Below are 20,008 nucleotides of genomic sequence, written 5' to 3'. Positions count from 1 at the left end.
AGGCGCTAAGGCGCGAAGAGAACAAGAAGGGAAGCGAACTATGGGCTCTCTCCTTCCTCTTCGCGCCTTTGCGCCTTTGCGTGAACAAATTCTGAAAGCTATCGCGCCGCATCCATAGCCTCACGCATCAGCCGAACCGCTTCACCAAGCCCGACGAACAGCGCCTCGCCGACAAGGAAATGCCCGATGTTCAGCTCCCGAACCTGCCGGATAGCCGCGATCGGTGCTACGTTGTCGTAGGTCAGCCCGTGCCCCGCATGCACCTCGATGCCGTTCTTCGCCGCCAACGCCGCCGCGTCGCTCAGCCGCCGCAGCTCCACCACCCGCGCCTCGCCCGACAATTCCGCATACAGCCCGGTGTGCAGCTCCACCACCGGCACCTTGAGCCGGACCGCCGCCTCGATCTGCCTCGCGTCGGGCTCGATGAACAGCGACACGCGGATGCCCGCCCCCGCCAGTGCATCGACCAGCCGCGCCATCCGGCCGTAATGCCCGGCGACGTCGAGCCCGCCCTCGGTGGTCAGTTCCTCGCGCTTTTCCGGCACGATGCATGCCGCGTGCGGCTTGTGGCGCAGCGCGATGCCGAGCATCTCGTCGGTTGCCGCCATCTCCAGGTTGAGCGGGATCGTCAGCTCAGCCGACAGCCGCGCGATGTCGTCGTCCGTAATGTGCCGGCGATCCTCCCGCAGATGCGCGGTGATGCCGTCCGCCCCCGCCGCCGCTGCGACCAAAGCCGCGCGCACCGGATCGGGATACCCCGCCCCCCGCGCATTTCGCACGGTCGCGACGTGATCGATGTTCACCCCAAGGCGCAGGTGGTCGTTGCCGGAGGGGCTCATGCCGCCGCCCTACTTCCAGGCTTGATCGCAGGGATCGCGGCGAGTTCGCGCGGCAACGCATCAGCCGGATAGGTCGGCACGTCGAGCCGGATCAGCGGGAAGAACGGCACACCCAGGTCCGCCGTCCCGTTCGAGCGATCGACCAGCGCCGCCGCCGCGACCGTCACGCCGCCCGCGCGCCCGATCGCCGCGATCGCCTCGCGCGACGACAGCCCGGTGGTGACGACGTCCTCCATCATCAGCACGCGCTGGCCCGGCGCCAAGCGGAACCCGCGACGCAGTTCGAACACGCCGTCGGGCCGCTCGAGGAATACCGCCTCGACACCCAGCGCGCGGCCCATTTCGTGGCCGGCAATCACGCCGCCCATCGCCGGCGACACCACGATATCGATCTGCGCACGCAACTCGGCCGGGATCGACGCCACCAGCGCTTCCGACAGCCGAGCGCCACGTGCGGGATCCATCAAAACCCGCGCGCATTGCAGGTAGCGCGAACTGCGCAGGCCGGAGGACAGGATGAAATGCCCTTCGAGCAACGCTTCGGCAGCGCGGAATTCGGCGAGCACGTCGTCTTCGGTCATCGCGGGTCATCGCTCCAAATGGTCTGCCCGCGCTGATACGAGCGCGGGAAAGGCCACGCAACGACTACCGGCGCATAAGTAAACGCACCATGCCCGCCCCTTCGTCGCCCCGGGATCGTTCCGGCATGACGGGTGAATCCAGACAAGGCTTGAGGCGAGCCCCCCCGCTGGGTATAGCTCTTCCCAAATCATAAGCAGACATCCGCGCGTCCGTGATATCGGGTTCGCTATAAACCGGGGTCAAGAATAACGATGCGCAAGATGGGGATGAGAGGATTTGCGATGGCAGCGGGGCTCGCACTGGCGAGTCTCGGTGGTGTCGCCGGGCATGCGGCCCAGCCTGCGAGCACGCTAGCAGCGACGCCTGCGCCGCAGGCCGCCGCAGCACCGGGGGGCGTGTCGAACACTGCGCCGACGACCGCCGCAGCGACGCCCACCGCCAACCCGTCCAGCCCCGAGCTCGCGATGGACGGTGCGCCTGCGATGACGGTCAAGCCGATGATCGGCCAGCCCACGGACGGCCTGTTCGGCCTCCAGCCGCAGGTGACCAAGAACGGCCAGTTCGCGCACTGGATGCACAATTCGATCCTGGTGCCGACGATCACGATCATCTCGCTGTTCGTCCTCGCGCTCCTCTTCTGGGTCTCGTTCCGCTACCGCAAGGCACGCAACCCGGTCGCGTCGAAGACCAGCCACAATACCTTCATCGAGATCATCTGGACGCTGGCGCCGGTCGTGATCCTCGTCCTGATCGCGGTCCCCTCGATTGGCCTGCTGCAAGCGCAGTTCAAGCCCGCCCCCTCCGGCGCGGTGACGCTGAAGGCGATCGGCAATCAATGGTATTGGACCTACCAGTATCCCGACAATGGCGGCTTCGAGATCACCGCCAACATGCTGAAGGAAAAGGCTGACGTCGCCGCCGGCGAGCGTGGCCGCACCGATGCCGACGGCCCCAAGCTGCTCGCCACCGACAACCGCATCGTCCTTCCCGTCGGCGTGCCGATCCGCCTGATCACGACGTCGAACGACGTGATCCACAGCTGGGCGGTCCCCGCGTTCTGGATCAAGCTCGACGCGATCCCCGGCCGCCTGAACGAGACCAGCTTCACGATCGAAAAGCCCGGCCTGTATTTCGGCCAGTGCTCCGAGCTGTGCGGCGCGCGCCACGGCTATATGCCGATCGCGGTCGAGGCGGTTCCACCCGCCGAATACGCGGCATGGGTCAAGGCTAAGGGCGGCACGATGCCGACCCCCGGCAAGGCGTCCGACAAGGTCATCCCGCAGCCCGGCGCCGATGGCTCCGCGGCGAAGGTCGAGGAGTCCGCGGAAACCGCTAACGCCACCGGCCCTGTGGAAAACGTAACGACCGCAGCCCCTGCGACCACGCAGGGCGCGACCTCAAACCCGGCCGGCGCCGGCAACGCGGGACAGTAAGATGACCGACACCGCTCTCACCCCGTCGGCCTTCGTGTCCCACGAAGCGCACGACCATCATCACGATACCGATCACAAGCCGGGCTTCTTCGCGCGTTGGTTCATGTCGACCAACCACAAGGACATCGGCACGCTGTACCTGATCTTCGCGATCGTCGCGGGGATCATCGGCGGCTCGGTCTCGGGCCTCATGCGCGCCGAGCTCGCGCATCCGGGCATCCAGTATCTGCAGGGCTGGGCGAGCATGCTCCATGGCGGTCCGGCCAGCCTCGACGAATCGCTCCATCTCTGGAACGTGCTGATCACCGCGCACGGCCTGATCATGGTGTTCTTCATGGTCATGCCGGCGATGGTCGGTGGCTTCGGCAACTGGTTCGTGCCGATCATGATCGGTGCGCCCGACATGGCGTTTCCGCGCATGAACAACGTGTCGTTCTGGCTGCTGATCCCCGCGTTCACGCTGCTGCTGGCGTCGCCGTTCTTCGGTGGCGCGGGTAATGGCTGGACGCTCTACGCCCCGCTCTCGACGTACGGCGAGCCGGGACCTTCAACAGACATGGCAATCCTCGCGCTTCACCTCGCGGGCGCATCGTCGATCCTGGGCGCGATCAACTTCATCACGACGATCTTCAACATGCGCGCGCCGGGCATGACGCTGCACAAGATGCCACTGTTCGTGTGGTCGATGCTCGTCACCGCGTTCCTGCTGCTGCTCGCGCTGCCGGTGCTCGCCGCGGCAATCACGATGCTGCTGACCGATCGCAATTTCGGCACGACGTTCTTCGATCCGGCCGGCGGCGGCGATCCCGTCCTGTACCAGCATCTGTTCTGGTTCTTCGGTCATCCCGAAGTCTACATCATGATCCTGCCGGGCTTCGGCATCGTCAGCCAGATCATCTCGACGTTCAGCCGCAAGCCGGTCTTCGGCTATCTCGGCATGGCGTATGCGATGGTCGCGATCGGCGTGGTCGGCTTCGTCGTGTGGGCGCACCACATGTTCACCACCGGCCTCTCGGTGAACACCAAGATGTACTTCACCGCGGCGACGATGGTCATCGCGGTCCCGACTGGCATCAAGATCTTCTCGTGGATCGCCACGATGTGGGGCGGCTCGCTCACCTTCAGGACGCCGATGGTGTGGTCGATCGGCTTCATCTTCATGTTCACCGTCGGCGGCGTGACCGGCGTGGTGCTCGCCAACGGCGGCATCGACGACTACATGCAGGACACCTATTACGTGGTGGCGCATTTCCACTACGTGCTGTCGCTAGGTGCGGTCTTCTCGCTGTTCGCCGGGTTCTATTACTGGTTCCCGAAGATGACCGGCAAGATGTACAACGAGTTCCTCGGCCAGCTGCACTTCTGGGTGTTCTTCGTCGGCGTGAACGTGATGTTCTTCCCGATGCACTTCCTGGGCCTCCAGGGCATGCCACGCCGTATCCCGGACTACACGCCGCAGTACGAGCATTGGAACACGGTCGCGTCGGTCGGCTACATGATCATGGCCGCGGGCATGGTGGTGTTCTTCATCAACCTGATCTGGTCGCTGGCGGCCGGCAAGAAGGCGGGCGACAACCCCTGGGGCGACGGCGCAACGACTCTGGAGTGGACGATCTCCTCGCCGCCGCCATACCACCAGTTCGAGACGTTGCCGCGGATCGACTGAGGCGGATCAGGGCCATCAGGCCCCCGCCCGGCCGGCGCGGCAAAGCCGCGTCCGACGACACGGGATTTACTGCCGTGTCGGAGCCAGCCAAAAACGAAGACGCCTCGGGGAAACCCGGGGCGTTTTTCGTTAAATGGCCGTCCCCAGTCCCACGATGTTTCCGCGCAAAGGCGGGGACCCCCCTCAGGCTCCCGCCTCCACAGGAAAACGAAGGAAGGGAGCACCCACAGGACGTCATCCCCCGCATACGTCCTCCCAGCGGGGTTGGGATTGCACCCTGTACCTCCATTCGCGCGTCATGAGCGAGACCCAGCTTTCGCTCGGATGACGAGATAGGGTTGGCCAAATCCCACCCCGAGCGCTTCACATTCATCATTCCACAGGACAATCGCGCTAACCCCGCGTCATGCCCAGCGCGCCGCCCCCAGTCCGCCCCGACGCGCCAACCGGCATCGCTTATTCGACCTTCGCCCTGCTATCTTCCTTCGCGGCGTTTGCGTTCACGATCATCGTCCCCACCATGCTGCGCGACGGCGACACCGGCTGGCATCTCGTCGCAGGCGCCTGGATCGTGGCGCATGCGGCCGTGCCGACGAGCGATCCGTTCTCGTTCAGCGTCGTCGGCCGTCCCTGGGTCGCACACGAATGGCTCTCCGAAGTAGCGATGTACGCGAGTTACCGCGCGGGCGGCTGGAGCGGCCTGATCGTTCTGGTCGGGGTGGCAACGGCTGCGCTGTTCGCGCTGGTAGCCGCCGAACTCCGCCGCTGGATGAGCGCGCGGGCAAGTATCATCGCGCTGCTGCTGCTCGCCACCGGGCTACTCCCGTCGCTGATCGCAAGGCCGCATATGCTGGTGCTGCCGATCCTTGCCGGCTGGACGATCGCGCTGTTGCGTGCGCGCGAACACGACCGAGCTCCACCACTGCCGATGGCGGCGGCGATGCTGATCTGGGCGAATGCGCATGGCAGCTACGTCTTCGGACTGGCGCTGGTCGGCGTATTCGCGCTCGAGGCGTTGCTGGCCGCCAAGCCCTCCGACCGCCGCACCGTGATCCAGCGCTGGGGCCTATTCGGAATTAGCGCGACGATCGCTGCAGCCGTCACGCCGTGGGGCGTGCACGGCCTGACGTTTCCATTTTATCTGAACGACCTGAAAGCGCTCGGTCAGATCAACGAATGGCAGCCGTCCGACTTCAGAACCTTTTCCGGCTTCGAGGCGATCTTGCTCGCTAGCCTCGCGTTCCTGCTGGCGCGGCCGATCCGTATCCCACCGATCCGCGTGCTGCTGCTGCTCGGCATGCTCCACATGACGCTGCAGCACACCCGCCACGAGATCATCCTCGTGACCGTCGGCATACTCGTGCTGGCCAAGCCGCTCGGCCGCGCGTGGCGCTACCGCGATACCAGCTTTTCGAACCCCCTTCCCCATGGCTCAGAGCGACTGATCGTAGCCTTTCTGGTATCCGCTCTTGCAATCAGTCTCACAGCCTACCGCGTCGCAGTGCCGGTCGTCCGCACGGAAACCAGAGGCATTCCCGTCCGCGCGCTCACGCATCTTCCGCCTGCGCTACGCCACCAGCGCGTCTTCAATGAATACGGCTTCGGCGGATCGCTGATCCTAGCGGGCATCCGTCCGTATATCGATGGACGGACCGACATGTACGGCGACGCCTTCACGCTCGACTATTTTGCGATCGCCCGCGGCGACGCGGATCGCTGGCATGCGGCGAATGCGAAGTGGCATTTCGGCTGGACCATCCTGCCGCCGCGCTCGCCACTGGTCCGCTTGCTCGACCATGACCCCGCTTGGCGGCGGATCTACGCGGACGATACCGCGGTCATTCATCAAGCCGTACCCACGCACCGGGCAAACCGCTGAGCAATCACGAAGGCTTTCCGACCTCCGCCGCAACGCGTATAGCGTACCCGAACCATGACTCCTGCCACCCCCCTCCTGCCACCGGCGCATTGGCGCGATTTCCTTGCGCTGACGAAGCCGCGCGTGATGACGCTCGTCGTCTTCACCGGGCTATGCGGCATGCTTGCCGCGCCAACCTCGGTGCACCCGGTGATCGGCTTCACCGCGATCCTCTGCATCGCGCTCGGTGCCGGCGCAGCGGGCGCGCTCAACCAATGGTACGAGTCGGACATCGACGCGGTCATGCGTCGCACCCAGAAGCGCCCGCTGCCCGACGGCCGCATGGACCGTCAGGCCGCACTGCATTTCGGCGTAGGGCTCGGCGCGTTCTCGGTGCTGTTCATGGGCGTCGCGGTGAACATCGTCGCAGCGGCGATTCTGACCGTCTCGATCCTGTTCTACGTGCTGGTCTATACCGTCTGGCTGAAGCGCCGCACGCCGCAGAACATCGTCATTGGTGGTGCCGCCGGCGCGTTCCCGCCACTGATCGGCTGGGCCGCGGCGACCGGCGATATCGCGCTGCTGCCGGTGTTGTTGTTCCTGTTCGTGTTCCTCTGGACGCCGCCGCATTTCTGGGCGCTCGCGCTGTTCATGAAGAGTGATTACGCCGCCGCGGGCGTACCGATGCTCCCGGTCGTGTCGGGGGAGCGCACCACGCGGACGCAGATCGGGCTTTACACGATCCCGATGGCGGCGGTCGCGATCCTCCCTTGGCCGCTTGGGCTGACCGGGCCGATCTATGGCATCGCGGCCGTACTGCTGACCGGCTGGTTCGCGCTACTAGCCGTCCGCGTCTCGAGGCGCACCACGCATGCCGACGATGCGATGAAACCGGAGAAGGCCTTGTTCAAATACTCGATCCTGTATCTGTTCGTGATGTTCGGCGCGCTGGTCGTCGACCGGTGGTTCGCATGAGCATTCCTGATCCAGACCTGATCCGAAGCCGCCAACGTGGTCGCGCCCGCGTCATGGCGCTCTTGCTCGGCGCGTTCGTCATCCTCGTCTTCGCGATCTCGATCGCCAAGATCCGCGCGGGGATGCCGCACTGATGGCCGGCTGGAAGGCCATGTCGCGCACCAACCGTACCGCGGCACTAGCCGTGCTGTTCATCTGTTTCATGACCGGACTCGCCTGGGCCAGCGTGCCGCTCTACCGCCTGTTCTGCGCCGCGACCGGGCTCAACGGCACCACCAACCGCGGACTGGCCGCCCCCGGGGCGGTCGACCACAAGATCCAGATCGACTTCGACACCAACGTCAGCCCCAAGCTGCCGTGGAAGTTCACGCCTGAGAATCGCTCCGACACGGTCGATATCGGCGCGCGCGACATGGCGTTCTTTACCGCGACCAACACGTCGAACAAGCCGCTGACGGGCACCGCGACGTTCAACGTCCAGCCCGCGCAGGCCGGCAAGTATTTCACCAAGATCCAGTGTTTCTGCTTCACGCAGCAGACGCTGAAACCCGGCGAGACAGCGCGGATGCCGGTGATCTTCTTCGTCGACCCGAAGATCCTGACGGACCCCGACGCGGCCGATATCCAGACGATCACGCTCAGCTATACGTTTTACCCGGTGGATTCTGCGAAAACAGCCAGCTAGAACGTCGCCAAAGAAAATAGGGGAGTACCGATGGCCGGCGCCAAGAACCATGATTACCACATCCTGCCGCCGAGCATCTGGCCGCTGGTCGGATCGTTCTCGGCGCTGATCATGGCGGTCGGCGGCATCATGTGGATGCACGGCGGCCATATCGACAAGCCAAACGGCGGCGGCTGGGTGTTCTTCATCGGGCTCGCGGGTGTGCTCTTCACGATGTATTCCTGGTGGACGCAGGTCGTGCACGAGGCCCGCGCGGGCGATCACACCCCCGTCGTCCAGCTCCATTTCCGCTACGGCATGATCCTGTTCATCGCATCCGAAGTGATGTTCTTCGTCGGCTGGTTCTGGGCGTTCTTCGACTTCTCGCTGTTCCCGACCGCGATGACCTTCGCCGACGGCACGGTCACGCGTGCCGTCGAAGGCGGTGCGGCGATCGTCGCGCAGTGGCCGCCCAAGGGGCTGACGGTCATCAACCCGTTCGAACTGCCGCTGCTCAACACGCTGATCCTGCTGACCTCGGGCACCACCGTGACCTGGGCGCACCACGCGTTGATCCACAACCAGCGCGGCGGCGAGAAGACCGGGCTGTGGGGCATGATCGGCGTCGGCAACCGCGATGGCGTGCTCAAGGGCCTGTGGCTGACCGTGATCCTCGGAATCTTGTTCAGCTCGATCCAGGCGTATGAGTATGCCCACGCGCCCTTCCCGTTCAAGGGGATCAACTACGGCGCGTCGTTCTTCATGGCGACCGGCTTCCACGGCTTCCACGTACTCATCGGCACGATCTTCCTGATCGTCTGCCTGGTCCGCGCCTACCGCGGCGACTTTACCCCACGCCAGCATTTCGGCTTCGAAGCGGCGGCGTGGTACTGGCATTTCGTCGACGTCGTGTGGCTGTTCCTGTTCGTCACCGTCTACGTATGGGGCGGCTGGGGCGCCCCCGTCCACGGCGGTTGAGCTCCTACCACTCGGGCGTGAGCCCACACCGCGGCAGGCACCACCCCGGCGAAGGCCGGGGCCCAATTGGTGAGGTTGCGGTAACGAAGCGCGGTCCTCCGTTGGCAACGTCCCCCAATTGGGCCCCGGCCTCCGCCGGGGTGGTGGCGAATGACACGGCACTGATCCAAGCCTATTCCCTCCCCTTGCTCTCCCGCGAAGGCAGGAGCTCAGTCTGGATCCCCGCCTTTGCGGGGAAACAAGGGAGAGCGCTGACAGCATGACTGAAGACCCATACCCACTCGCCAACGCCCCCACGATCGCGCAGGTCGCGCTCAAAGGCCTATGCCCCCGCTGCGGCAAGCCCACGCTCTTCGCGAAATGGTCCTCCTTCGCCGACCACTGCCCGAACTGCGGTCTCGACTTCAGCAAGTTCAACGTCGGCGATGGCCCCGCCGCGTTCCTCACCCTGATCCTCGGCGCACTCGTCGTAGCCCTCGCGATCACGCTCGAACTCAAAGTCCACCCCCCGCTCTGGCTGCACATGCTGATTTGGATCCCCTTCACCGCCGGTGGGGTCGTGCTGTCCCTCCGAGCGGCTAAAGGCGCGCTCATGTCCGCCGAATACCGCAACGCAGCCCGCGAAGGCCGAATCGACCCGTGACCCAATCTGCACGACGTATCCCAATCATCCCGACGGTCCTCGTAACGCTTGCGATCGCGGCGATGATCGGGCTCGGCCTGTGGCAGCTCCTTGACCGCCTCCCGAAAAAGGAAGCGTTCCTCGCGCAGCTCGCCGCCAATCCCGCCAAGCCGCCGATGGCCTTCCCCCGCTTCCCCGACGAAACGCTGCTGTTCCGCCGCGCTTCGGGCCTCTGCCTCCAGCCGACCGGGATCAAGCTCGCCGGTGCCGGCAAGTCCGGCTTCCGCGCGATCGCCGAATGCCGAACCGGCGCGGAAGGTCCCGGCATGATCGTCCAGCTCGGCACCACGCGCGATCCGATGGCCAAGGTGAACTGGGCCGGCGGCGAAGTCTCCGGTTACATCACCCACGCCCCCGACGGCCGTTCGCTGATCGGATCGCTGTTCGATCACACCCCGCAGCGCCTGATGCTGGTCGTCGACACGCCACAGGCGGGACTCAACCCGAACGGCAGGCCCGACATCGCCTCGGTCCCGAACAACCACCTCGCTTATGCCGGCCAATGGTTCTTCTTCGCCGCCATCGCCGCGATCATCTACACCCTCGCGCTTCGCCGCCGGCCACGCTGACTCGGACGCACGATAGACCAAACACCGTCATCCCAGCGAACGCTGGGATATCCCCGTTTGGCACGCGTCACCTGCCTCGCGAGATACCCCAGCTTTAGCTGGGGTGACGGAATGGGGCTAGTGGTAACAGACTGCCGGCTGAGGTACGAACTGGGGACTGGGGACTGACGGGATAGCCCACCGCGAGTGTCCGAAAGCTTGTCGCTTCCCCGCCCATTCGCTAACCGCGTGACCATGCGTTACATCAGCACCCGCGGCTCGGCCCCCGTTCTCGATTTCGAAGCGGCGACGCTCGCCGGTCTAGCCTCCGATGGCGGCCTCTACCTCCCCGACGCGTGGCCGACGATGACCCGCGACGAGATCGCCGCGCTCGCCGGGCTTTCGTATGTCGACACCGCGGTCGCTGTGATGGCCCCGTTCGTCGGCGACGCGATGACGCGCGAGGAACTGAAGGCGCTCTGCGACCAGGCCTATGGCCGCTTCTCGCATGCCGCGGTCGTCCCCCTGGTGCAGCTAGATCACGACCAGTGGCTTCTCGAACTCTTCCACGGCCCAACGCTCGCGTTCAAGGACGTCGCGCTCCAGCTGCTCGGCCTGTTCTTCGAGCGTTTCCTCGCCGGCACGGACAAGCGCCTGACGATCGTCGGCGCGACCAGCGGCGACACCGGCTCGGCGGCGATCGACGCGGTCGCGGGGCGCGCGGGGATCGACATCTTCATGCTACACCCGGTCGGCCGCATCTCCGACGTACAGCGCCGCCAGATGACCACGGTGCTCAGCCCCAACGTCTACAACATCGCGATCGAGGGCAGCTTCGACGACGCCCAGGCACTCGTGAAGGCGATGTTCAACGACCGCGCCTTCTCGACCAAGTTCGCACTGTCGGCGGTCAACTCGATCAACTGGGCCCGCCTGATGGCGCAGGTGGTCTACTTCTTCTACGCCGCCGTCCGCCTCGGCGCGCCCGATCGCGAGGTCGCATTCGCAGTCCCGACCGGCAATTTCGGCGACGTGTTCGCGGGCTACGTCGCGGCGAAGATGGGGCTTCCGGTGGCCAAGCTGGTGGTCGCGACCAACGTCAACGACATCCTCCACCGCGCGCTCAGCACCGGCGATTACTCGAAAGGCGGCGTCCAGCAGACCCCGACCCCGTCGATGGACATCCAGGTCAGCTCGAACTTCGAACGCCTGTTGTTCGACCTCGGCGACCGTGACGGTCCCGCGTTGGCGTCCCAAATGAGCGGCTTCGAATCCTCGGGAGCAATGCGCCTGACCAACGCGCAGTCGCAGGGCGCCTCGGCCCTCTTCCAGAGCGAGCGCATCGACCTCGACGACATGACGCTGGCGATGCGCTGGGCCCACGAGCATGCGGGGCAAGTGATCGATCCGCACACCGCGATCGGCCTCGCCGCAGCCCTGCGCACCGAAGTCCCCGCCGGCGTTCCCATCGTGACGCTCGCCACCGCGCACCCCGCCAAGTTCGGCGACGCGGTCGAGCGCGCGACCGGCGTCCGCCCCTCGCTGCCCACCCGCGTCGGCGACCTGTTCGACCGCGAGGAGCGTTACGCCACCCTCCCGGCGACGTTCGAGGCGATCACCGCCTACATCACCGAGCGCGCGAAGCCGTCGGCATGAAGCTGGAAACCCTCATCGGCGAGCCCTGGGCGGATTACGGCCTGATCGACTCCGGCCACGGCAAGAAGCTTGAACGTTACGGCCGCTTCCGCTTCATCCGCCCCGAGCCGCAGGCGATGTGGGCACCTGCCTCGACCGACTGGCAGGCGCAGGGCGAATTCGTCCCCGGCTCCGACGAAGACGGCGGCGGCCGCTGGGAGTTCTCCGAGCCCGTCCCCCGCGAAGGCTGGACGCTCAAGTGGAACGAGGTGTCGTACACCGCGCAGACCACCCCGTTCCGCCACCTCGGTTTCTTCCCCGACATGGCACCGGTCTGGAACTGGATGCGCGAGCGCGTCGCCGGAGTCGACTCGCCCGAATGCATGAACCTGTTCGGCTACACCGGCGTCGGCACGCTGGCGATGGCGACCAAGGGGGTGCGCATGGTGCACGTCGACGCGTCGAAAAAGTCGGTCGAGGCGGCCAAGGCCAATGCCAAACTGTCGAGCATGGCCGACGCGCCGATCCGCTGGATGACCGACGACGCGGCGAAGTTCGTCGCGCGCGAGGTGCGGCGCGGGCGGCGGTATGACGGGATTCTGCTCGATCCGCCGAAATATGGGCGGGGCCCGGAAGGCGAGGTCTGGCGGCTGGAAGAGGACCTCCCCAAGCTGATCGCTGACTGCCGCAAGCTTCTCGACGAGAACTCCCGCTTCCTGTTCCTGACGGTCTACGCGGTGCGGATGTCGGCGCTGGCGATCGGCGAGTTGCTGAATCAGGTCTTCGCAGACCTCCCCGGCAAGATCGAAGTTGGCGAACTCGGCGTCCGCGAAGAAGCGCGCGGCCTGGTATTGCCGACGGCAATCTGGGCCCGCTGGAGCCGCTGAGCCCGCTTTTATTAGGCACCACCCCGGCGAAGGCCGGGGCCCAGTTGGAAAGGTTGGGGTAACGAAGGGCAATCCTCCGTCAGCTAAGTCTCCCAATTGGACCCCGGCCTCCGCCGGGGTGGTGGTTGGTTCAGAGGTTATCGCCCGTCACAATCGGCGGAATTACCCCGGAATCTGCTGCGAGATGCAGTGGAAGCTTCCGCCCCCCGTCAGGATATGGTCCGCACGTTGCCCGACCACCTCACGGTCCGGGAACAGCGCCTGGATCGCCACCACCGCCGCCTGGTCGTTCTCGGCCCCGTACAACGGCACCACCACCGCGGCGTTGCCGATATAGAAGTTCATGTAGCTCGCCGGCACGACCTCCTCGTCGCGCAGCACGCGGCCCGGCGACGGGATCGTTACCACCTCCAGCCCGGCCGCCTCGGCATCCCGCGCGGCGTTCTGATACACCTGCCAGTTCGGATCGTTGTCCGTCGCCTTCGGGATCGCCACGCGCCCCTCGCCGACGAACCGCGCGAGGTTGTCGACATGGCCGTCGGTGTGATCATTGACCAAGCCATCCCCAAGCCAAACGACGCGCGAATAGCCGAGATCCGACGCCAACCGCGCTTCGATCTCCGCCTTGGTCAGCGACGGATTGCGGTTGCGGTTGAGCAGGCACTGCTGAGTCGTGACGACCGTCCCGGTGCCGTCGCCATCGATCGCGCCGCCCTCGAGGACCCAGTCGCACGCCTCGACCCGCGTGTGCCGGCTTTCCGCCAGCCGCAGCCCGATCGTGTCGTCGCCGGGCAGGTCGTACTTCCCGCCCCAGCCATTGAACCGGAAGTCCCGCGCGCTGCCGTCGCCGACGATGATCGGGGCGGTATCACGCAGCCAGATATCGCCGAACGGCTCGACCACCACGTCCGCGAACGGCGCCAGCTTCTTGGCGGTGGTCGCCGACCCGACGTCGGCCGCGACCAGAATCACCGTCTCGCCCTTGCCGCCGGCATGTACTGCCTTGGCAAACGCGACGACCTCGTCCCGCGCGGGCTCCAGATCCTCCAGCCACAGGTCCGCATGGCTCGGAAAGCCGATCCAGACGGCCTTGTGGTGCGCCCATTCGGCTGGGGTCGAGACGGCGGATGTGGTCACGTTACTTGGCTCCTGCGCGATCGCGGTCACGGATGCCGCGGAATTCGGCGGTCTTATACCAGTTCGGCCACAGACTGGTATCGTCCGCGAGCTTGCGCCCGAGCCCGTAATAGATCGTCAAATCCTCGACCGCGCCCGACCAGTCCCACTTGGCGTCATATTCGTCCGCCGGCTTGTGATAGCGATGCGCGACATAATCCTCGCGCGCCGCATGTCCCGCAGCCGTTCCACCGACGACAAGGTCCTCGCCGCTGCCGCCATCGAGCATCGGCACGCCCAGCTTGGCGAAACTGAAGTGATCCGACCGGTAGTAGCCGCCGCGCTCCGGGTTCGCCTCGACGCCGATCACGCGGCCCTCGGCAGCGACGAACGGCTTCACCAGATCCTCGATCTCGGATTTCCCCGCGCCGGTCAGCACGAAGTCCTTCGCCCGCCCGTCGACGTTCAGCACGTCCATGTTCACCCCGCCCACGGTATGCGCGAGCGGATAGATCGGATGCTCGGCATAATAGCGCGAGCCTAGCAGCCCGGACTCTTCCGCCGTCACCGCCAGGAACGCGATCGAGCGCTTGGCCGGCCCCGCCTTCACCTGAGCCTCGGCCAAGGCAACCAGCCCCGCGACCCCACTCGCATTGTCCGCCGCGCCATTGCAGATATCGTCGCCATCGACGGCGTCGCAGCGCCCGAGATGATCCCAATGCGCCGAATACATCACGTAGTCGTTGGGGGCCGCCGTCCCCGGCAGCACGCCGATGACGTTCTTCGACGCCTGCCGCTTGATCGTGTTGTCGAACCCGCCACCGAACTTCAGCCCGAGCGGTACCGCCTTGAACCCCTTCACTTTCGCCGCCGCCGCCAGCGTCGCATAATCCTTGCCCGCGCTCGCGAACACGCGCTCGGCGGCCGGCTTCTGCATCCAGCCGACGATCTGCGACTGGTCGAGATGATCGCCCTTCTCGTCCAGCTCGAGCTGCGGCCCGGTCCAGGACGACTGCACCACCGCCCAAGGGTATGCCGCCGGCTCGGTATCATGGACGATGATCGCCGCCGCCGCGCCGTGCTTCGCCGCATTCTCGAACTTGTACGGCCAGCGCCCGTACCACGTCATCGCACGGCCCTCGAACGGCCCCTCGCGCGACATCGTCTGCCAGTCGGCGTCGTTGATGAGGATGACCACGGTCTTCCCCTTCACGTCGGTGCCGGCATAATCGTCCCAGCCCTTTTCGGGCGCAGTGATCCCGTAACCGACGAATACCACGTCGCTGTTAGCCACCGCGGACTTCGGCGCCACGCGGTACGTGCCCGCGACCATGTCGGTGCGATAGGCGAGACTGACCGGTGCCTTGCCGCCGGTGAAGCTGAACGGCGCGACGTTGCCCGCGGTGATTTCCACCATCGGCACGTCCTGCGTCCACGACCCCTTGTTGCCGGGCTTCAAGCCAGCCGCCTTCATCCGCTCGACGATATACGCGACCGTCTTCGCCTCCGCAGGCGTAGTCGGCGCGCGGCCTTCGTACGCGTCCGACGACAGTACCTGCGTGACGGTCTTCAACGTCTCCACCGAGATCGCAGGGGTGGTCTGCGCGGACGCGGCGGTCCCGAGCAGCAGCAAAGGCAAAATGGCAGCGCGCATCTACATATCCCCGTTAAGTCATACGCGTTTTGGCAGTGCGCCCGATACCGCGCAAGCGCCGCTGCTCTTGCCGTGCCGCCCGGCGTCGATAGGATACCCAAAGGGGACATTGGGGGAAACGGCGATGCGGTTACGATCTGCAATTCGTGCGAGTGCTGCCGTCTGCGTGGCATTGGGAATGCCGCCAGCGCAGGCAGCCCCCGACCCCGTCGGACCGACCGCCGCCGCGTTCGGCGCTCGTGAAGCCATCCGGCAGATCAGCCTGTCGCCGGACGGCACGCACGTCGCGCTGGTCGTGCCCACGAACGGCCGCGGCGAAGCGCTTCAGATTGCCGATCTCGTCGCGGGCGGCAATCCGAGGACTATCCTGACCGCATCGGGAAACCCCGATCATCTCGCCGATTGCCATTGGTCGACCACGACCCGGCTGGTCTGTCAGATGGTCACCGTCGCCGACGATGGCTACAACATACTGGGTTTCAGCCGCGCGATCGCGCTCGATAGCGACGGCGGCAAGATGAAGATATTGACCGCATCCGACAACGCCCGCGCGGTGGACGTCATGCAGGACGGCGGCACCGTGATCGATTGGACCGCCGACGGCGCAACCGGATCGGTGCTGATGACGCGCAAGTTCGTACCCGAGGTGACGACGGGGACTCATCTGGCGAACGAGACCGACGGCCTGGGTGTGGAACGGATCGATACCGTCACGCTCGCCCGTCGAACGATCGAACAGCCGCGTGGCGGTGCGGTCGAATATATCAGCGATGGCCAAGGTGTCGTGCGGATCGTCGGAACGCGTGCCAAGACCGGTATCGGATACGATGCTGCCACCATCAGCTATTCGTATCGAAAACCCGGCGACCGTGGTTGGCAACCACTCGGCCGCCTGACGATCGGCGGGGGTGGAGATACGGGCTTCAATCCCTATGCCGTCGATTCTGGTCTTAACGTCGCCTATGGTTTCGACGACAAGGACGGCCGGACCGCGCTCTATAAAATCGTGCTGGACGGCAGCTTGAAGCGCGAGGTCGTCCTTGCCCGAGCCGATGTCGACGTCGACCAGTTGATCAGGATCGGGCGACAGAAGCGCGTGGTCGGCGCGTCCTATGCTACCGATCGCCGCGAGACGGAGTTCTTCGACCCAGCGCTTCGGGCCCTCGCCGCATCACTGCGAAAGGCACTGCCCGGCCAACCTCTGATCACGTTCGTCGACGCGAGCAGCGACGAAAGCAAGCTGTTGCTGTTCGCGGGCAGCGACGTCGATCCCGGGCGCTACTATCTGCTCGATCGGGCGACGCGAAAGATGGAGGAAGTGCTGCCCGCACGGCCGCAACTTGCAAAGACCACGCTCGCCAGCGTCAAGCCGATCACCTTCCGTGCCGCCGACGGGACGATGATCCCCGGTTATTTGACCTTACCCGCGGGCAGCACAGGGAAAGGGTTGCCGGCGATCGTTATGCCACATGGCGGCCCCGGTGACCGGGACGAGTGGGGCTTCGACTGGCTCTCGCAATTCTTCGCGGCGCGCGGGTTCGCGGTGCTGCAACCGAACTTCCGCGGATCGACGGGCTATGGATCGGCCTGGTTCAAAAAGAATGGCTTCCAGTCCTGGCGCACCGCGATCGGCGATGTCGACGACGCAGGCCGCTGGCTGGTATCACAGGGCATCACGGTACCGGACAAACTCGCGATCGTCGGCTGGTCGTATGGCGGCTATGCGGCACTGCAATCGTCGGTGGTGGATCCGGGTCTGTTCAAGGCGATCGTCGCGATCGCGCCAGTCACCGATCTCGATAGCCTTCGCGAAGAGTCGCGGAACTATAGCAACTTCAAGATGGTCGACGCCTTTATCGGGCAGGGCCCGCACATTCGCGAAGGCTCGCCTGCGCGCAATGCCGACAAGATCAAGGTGCCGGTCCTGCTGTTCCACGGCGACAAGGACCGCAACGTCGGGATCGGCGAATCCCGGCTGATGGCGAGCCGGCTGAAATCGGTTGGGGGCAAGGTCGAGCTGGTCGAGTTCGCCGGGCTGGATCACCAGCTTGACGACGCAAGTGCGCGGACGACCATGCTGACAAACGCGGATGCATTCCTTCGCGCGTCACTCGGCATGTAGCGCAACGAAAAAGGGCGGCCCCGCGGGACCGCCCTTTTCCTCGTATCGATAGTACCGAAAGATCAGCGCGAGTAGAACTCGACGACCAGATTCGGTTCCATCTTCACCGGGTAAGGCACTTCGTCGAGCGTCGGGACGCGCGTGAAGGTGACCTTGGCCGCGCCGTCGGTGGCGACGTAATCGGGAATCTCGCGCTCGGCGAGGCTCTGGGCTTCCATGACCAGCGCCATTTCCTGCGCCTTCGAACCCAGCGTGATCTCGTCGCCGACGAAGCAGCGACGCGAGGCAATGTTGCACTTCACGCCGTTGACGCGGATGTGGCCGTGCGAGACGATCTGGCGTGCCGCGAAGATCGTCGGCGCGAACTTGGCGCGGTAGACGATCATGTCGAGGCGCTGCTCGAGCAGGCCGATCAGGTTCTGCGAGGTATCGCCCTTCAGACGCGCAGCCTCGTGGTAGCATGCACGGAACTGCTTCTCGGTCACGTCGCCGTAATAGCCCTTGAGCTTCTGCTTGGCGCGCAGCTGGATACCGAAATCGCTGACCTTGCCCTTGCGGCGCTGGCCGTGCTGGCCCGGGCCGTATTCGCGCTTGTTGACGGGCGACTTGGGACGGCCCCAGATGTTCTCGCCCATACGGCGATCGAGTTTGTACTTCGCGCTTTGACGCTTCGACATAGTAAGTCCTTGGCAAATGCTAACAACGTTGTTCCCGGTATCGCTCTGCTGGCTGTACGAGACGGATGTCCAGACAGGGCAGGGCCACCGCTTCACCGGGGTGCAGGGCCATTGCGAAGGCGGGCGCCTAGACGGGGGGCGGTCCAGAGTCAAGCTGGACAGGCCGGATGGGTCTCGGCAAGAGACGGCGCATGACCATTCTCCCCGGCCCCGATTGCACCACCATGACCGAGGTCCGCGCAGGCGTCGACGCGCTCGACCGCGACGTGGTCGCGCTGCTCGCCAGGCGCTTCGCCTACATGGACGCAGCCGCGCGCATCAAGCCGGAGCGTGGGCACGTCCGCGACGAGGATCGGAAGACACAGGTGATCGACAACGCGCGGGCCGAGGCAGTGAGACTGGGCGTTCCGGAGGCCGTGGTCGCGGATCTGTGGGAACGCCTGGTCGAAGCCTCGATCGCCTACGAACTCGCCGCCTTCGACCGGCGCTAGCCCCGCGGCCTCTTCCCCGCCAGCGACGACAGCACGCCGCGGAGAGTTCGGATCTCCTGGCTCGACCAGCCCGGCTTCGTCAACAGCGTGCGGAGAGTCCGCCGCGTCGACTGCATCTTGTCGGGCAGATGGAAGAACCCCGCCCCCATCAGCATCGCGTCGAGCTGCCCGATCATCCCGTCGAGCTCTTCCTGCGGTGCGGGCGGCATGATCGGGTTGATCGACGGCTGCGACAGCTCGCGCTCGGCGGTTAAGCCCTTCGACCATTCATATGCGACCAGGATCACCGCCTGGGCGAGGTTGAGTGAGCCGAATTCCGGGTTGATCGGCACCGTGATGATCGTCCGCGCGACCGCGACGTCGTCGGTTTCGAGGCCGGAGCGCTCGGGCCCGAACAGGATGGCGGAGCGACCGGGGGCGGCGTGGATCTCGGTTGACGCCTGCTCCGGGGTCACGACAGGCTTGGTCACACCACGTTTCCGCACCGTCGTCGCAAACACCTGCGCGCAATCGGCGGTGGCTGCGGCGACGCTGTCGTAGACCTTCGCGTTTTGCAGCACGATGTCGGCACCGCTGGCGGCCGGGCCGGCGGAGGGGTTGGGCCAGCCGTCTCTGGGGGAGACTAGCCGCATTTCGTTGAGGCCGAAGTTCAGCATGGCGCGCGCCGCCTTGCCGATGTTCTCGCCGAGTTGGGGGCGGACGAGGATTATGACGGGGGGTGGGGTCGAGACACCGACCGTCGCTTCCTCGCCCATACCAGCCTGCTCGCCCTCCCCATCCCGTTCGTCCCGAGTAGAGGTCGAGCTTGTCGAGACCTCGTATCGAGGGATAGGTTCGGAATGCTCAGGCTTCCGCGCCGCCGCCGACACTGCCGCCCAGTCATCGCGGAACAGCGCTTCCTTCTTCTTCCGCGACCAATCCTTCACCTGGAACTGCGCTGCGAGCGCTTCCTGCCGTGAGGGGAATTCCTGGCTCCACATCAGCGTCACCGGGCGTCGCGTCTGCGTGTATCCCGGGATTTCGCCGAGATTATGCTGGCCGACCCGTCGCTCCAGATCGTCGGTATGTCCGGTATAATAACTGTCGTCGGCGCAGCGCACCACATAGGCCCAGAATGTCATAGGTGGCGCTTATCCCTCGATACGCCGTCTCGACAAGCTCGACGTCTACTCGGGACGAACGGAATGGGGGGTGGCGGGCC

Annotated in this window: 19 protein-coding genes; 13 read left to right on the top strand and 6 right to left on the bottom strand. The window is 65.5% G+C overall.

Features of this window, described 5'->3' with window-relative positions; genetic code table 11:
• Positions 1–98 precede the first annotated feature (98 nt).
• The gene (locus E5673_RS03705; RefSeq protein ID WP_136188981.1) at positions 99–839 is read right to left on the bottom strand and encodes a pyridoxine 5'-phosphate synthase; all 741 of its coding nucleotides are present in this window, start codon (positions 837–839) and stop codon (positions 99–101) included.
• Positions 836–1,420 carry an orotate phosphoribosyltransferase gene (gene pyrE, locus E5673_RS03700; RefSeq protein ID WP_056066243.1) on the bottom strand — a complete coding sequence of 195 codons (585 nt, stop codon included), beginning with the start codon at positions 1,418–1,420 and terminating at the stop codon, positions 836–838. The genes E5673_RS03705 and pyrE overlap by 4 nt, the downstream gene beginning before the upstream one ends.
• Before the next feature lie 282 nt (positions 1,421–1,702).
• Between pyrE and coxB the strand changes: the two genes are divergently transcribed.
• From coxB to E5673_RS03650, 11 genes are all read left to right on the top strand, one after another.
• Positions 1,703–2,854: a cytochrome c oxidase subunit II gene (coxB, locus tag E5673_RS03695; RefSeq protein WP_247599555.1), complete on the top strand. Its 1,152-nt coding sequence runs from the start codon at positions 1,703–1,705 to the stop codon at positions 2,852–2,854.
• A 1-nt stretch (position 2,855) separates the two neighbouring features.
• Complete coding sequence (gene ctaD / locus E5673_RS03690) at positions 2,856–4,520, top strand: cytochrome c oxidase subunit I (protein WP_136188980.1); 1,665 nt, start codon at positions 2,856–2,858, stop codon at positions 4,518–4,520.
• Positions 4,521–4,926: 406 nt separating this feature from the next.
• Complete coding sequence (locus E5673_RS03685; protein ID WP_136188979.1) at positions 4,927–6,399, top strand: hypothetical protein; 1,473 nt, start codon at positions 4,927–4,929, stop codon at positions 6,397–6,399.
• Between the two features lie 54 nt (positions 6,400–6,453).
• Positions 6,454–7,353, top strand: a complete 900-nt coding sequence (locus E5673_RS03680) for a heme o synthase (protein ID WP_136188978.1) — start codon at positions 6,454–6,456, stop codon at positions 7,351–7,353.
• Positions 7,350–7,487: a hypothetical protein gene (locus tag E5673_RS19595; RefSeq protein ID WP_165895280.1), complete on the top strand. Its 138-nt coding sequence runs from the start codon at positions 7,350–7,352 to the stop codon at positions 7,485–7,487. The genes E5673_RS03680 and E5673_RS19595 overlap by 4 nt, the downstream gene beginning before the upstream one ends.
• On the top strand, positions 7,487–8,038 hold the full coding sequence (locus E5673_RS03675) for a cytochrome c oxidase assembly protein (protein ID WP_093400509.1): 552 nt from the start codon (positions 7,487–7,489) through the stop codon (positions 8,036–8,038). The genes E5673_RS19595 and E5673_RS03675 overlap by 1 nt, the downstream gene beginning before the upstream one ends.
• A gap of 30 nt (positions 8,039–8,068) precedes the next feature.
• Positions 8,069–8,995, top strand: a complete 927-nt coding sequence (locus E5673_RS03670; protein ID WP_136188977.1) for a cytochrome c oxidase subunit 3 — start codon at positions 8,069–8,071, stop codon at positions 8,993–8,995.
• 259 nt (positions 8,996–9,254) lie between these two features.
• Positions 9,255–9,638 carry a DUF983 domain-containing protein gene (locus E5673_RS03665; protein WP_136188976.1) on the top strand — a complete coding sequence of 128 codons (384 nt, stop codon included), beginning with the start codon at positions 9,255–9,257 and terminating at the stop codon, positions 9,636–9,638.
• Entirely contained in the window at positions 9,635–10,246 is a 612-nt protein-coding gene (locus E5673_RS03660; RefSeq protein ID WP_348769886.1) for an SURF1 family cytochrome oxidase biogenesis protein, read from the top strand. The genes E5673_RS03665 and E5673_RS03660 overlap by 4 nt, the downstream gene beginning before the upstream one ends.
• Before the next feature lie 234 nt (positions 10,247–10,480).
• Positions 10,481–11,881: a threonine synthase gene (gene thrC, locus E5673_RS03655; RefSeq protein ID WP_136188975.1), complete on the top strand. Its 1,401-nt coding sequence runs from the start codon at positions 10,481–10,483 to the stop codon at positions 11,879–11,881.
• A complete protein-coding gene (locus tag E5673_RS03650; RefSeq protein WP_136188974.1) occupies positions 11,878–12,747 on the top strand; it encodes a class I SAM-dependent methyltransferase in 870 nt (289 codons plus the stop codon). The genes thrC and E5673_RS03650 overlap by 4 nt, the downstream gene beginning before the upstream one ends.
• A gap of 162 nt (positions 12,748–12,909) precedes the next feature.
• Here the strand turns inward: E5673_RS03650 and E5673_RS03645 are convergent, their stop codons facing one another.
• Complete coding sequence (locus E5673_RS03645; protein WP_136188973.1) at positions 12,910–13,884, bottom strand: agmatine deiminase family protein; 975 nt, start codon at positions 13,882–13,884, stop codon at positions 12,910–12,912.
• A gap of 1 nt (position 13,885) precedes the next feature.
• Entirely contained in the window at positions 13,886–15,517 is a 1,632-nt protein-coding gene (locus tag E5673_RS03640; RefSeq protein ID WP_136188972.1) for a M28 family peptidase, read from the bottom strand.
• A gap of 124 nt (positions 15,518–15,641) precedes the next feature.
• Here E5673_RS03640 and E5673_RS03635 point away from each other — a divergent pair, with 124 nt between their 5' ends.
• Positions 15,642–17,639 carry a S9 family peptidase gene (locus tag E5673_RS03635; protein ID WP_136188971.1) on the top strand — a complete coding sequence of 666 codons (1,998 nt, stop codon included), beginning with the start codon at positions 15,642–15,644 and terminating at the stop codon, positions 17,637–17,639.
• 62 nt (positions 17,640–17,701) lie between these two features.
• Here the strand turns inward: E5673_RS03635 and rpsD are convergent, their stop codons facing one another.
• Positions 17,702–18,316 carry a 30S ribosomal protein S4 gene (gene rpsD, locus E5673_RS03630; protein ID WP_056053294.1) on the bottom strand — a complete coding sequence of 205 codons (615 nt, stop codon included), beginning with the start codon at positions 18,314–18,316 and terminating at the stop codon, positions 17,702–17,704.
• A 191-nt stretch (positions 18,317–18,507) separates the two neighbouring features.
• Between rpsD and E5673_RS03625 the strand changes: the two genes are divergently transcribed.
• Positions 18,508–18,807 (top strand): chorismate mutase, encoded by a 300-nt coding sequence (locus tag E5673_RS03625; protein ID WP_136188970.1) that lies wholly within the window; start codon positions 18,508–18,510, stop codon positions 18,805–18,807.
• Here the strand turns inward: E5673_RS03625 and E5673_RS03620 are convergent.
• On the bottom strand, positions 18,804–19,928 hold the full coding sequence (locus tag E5673_RS03620) for a TrmH family RNA methyltransferase (RefSeq protein WP_136188969.1): 1,125 nt from the start codon (positions 19,926–19,928) through the stop codon (positions 18,804–18,806). The genes E5673_RS03625 and E5673_RS03620 overlap by 4 nt on opposite strands.
• Between the last annotated feature and the right edge of the window lie 80 nt (positions 19,929–20,008).

It is taken from the genome of Sphingomonas sp. PAMC26645 (assembly GCF_004795835.1).
In the GTDB taxonomy this organism is placed as follows: domain Bacteria; phylum Pseudomonadota; class Alphaproteobacteria; order Sphingomonadales; family Sphingomonadaceae; genus Sphingomonas.
Note: the sequence above shows the minus strand (reverse complement) of the source record. Positions and strands in the feature narration are given on the sequence as shown.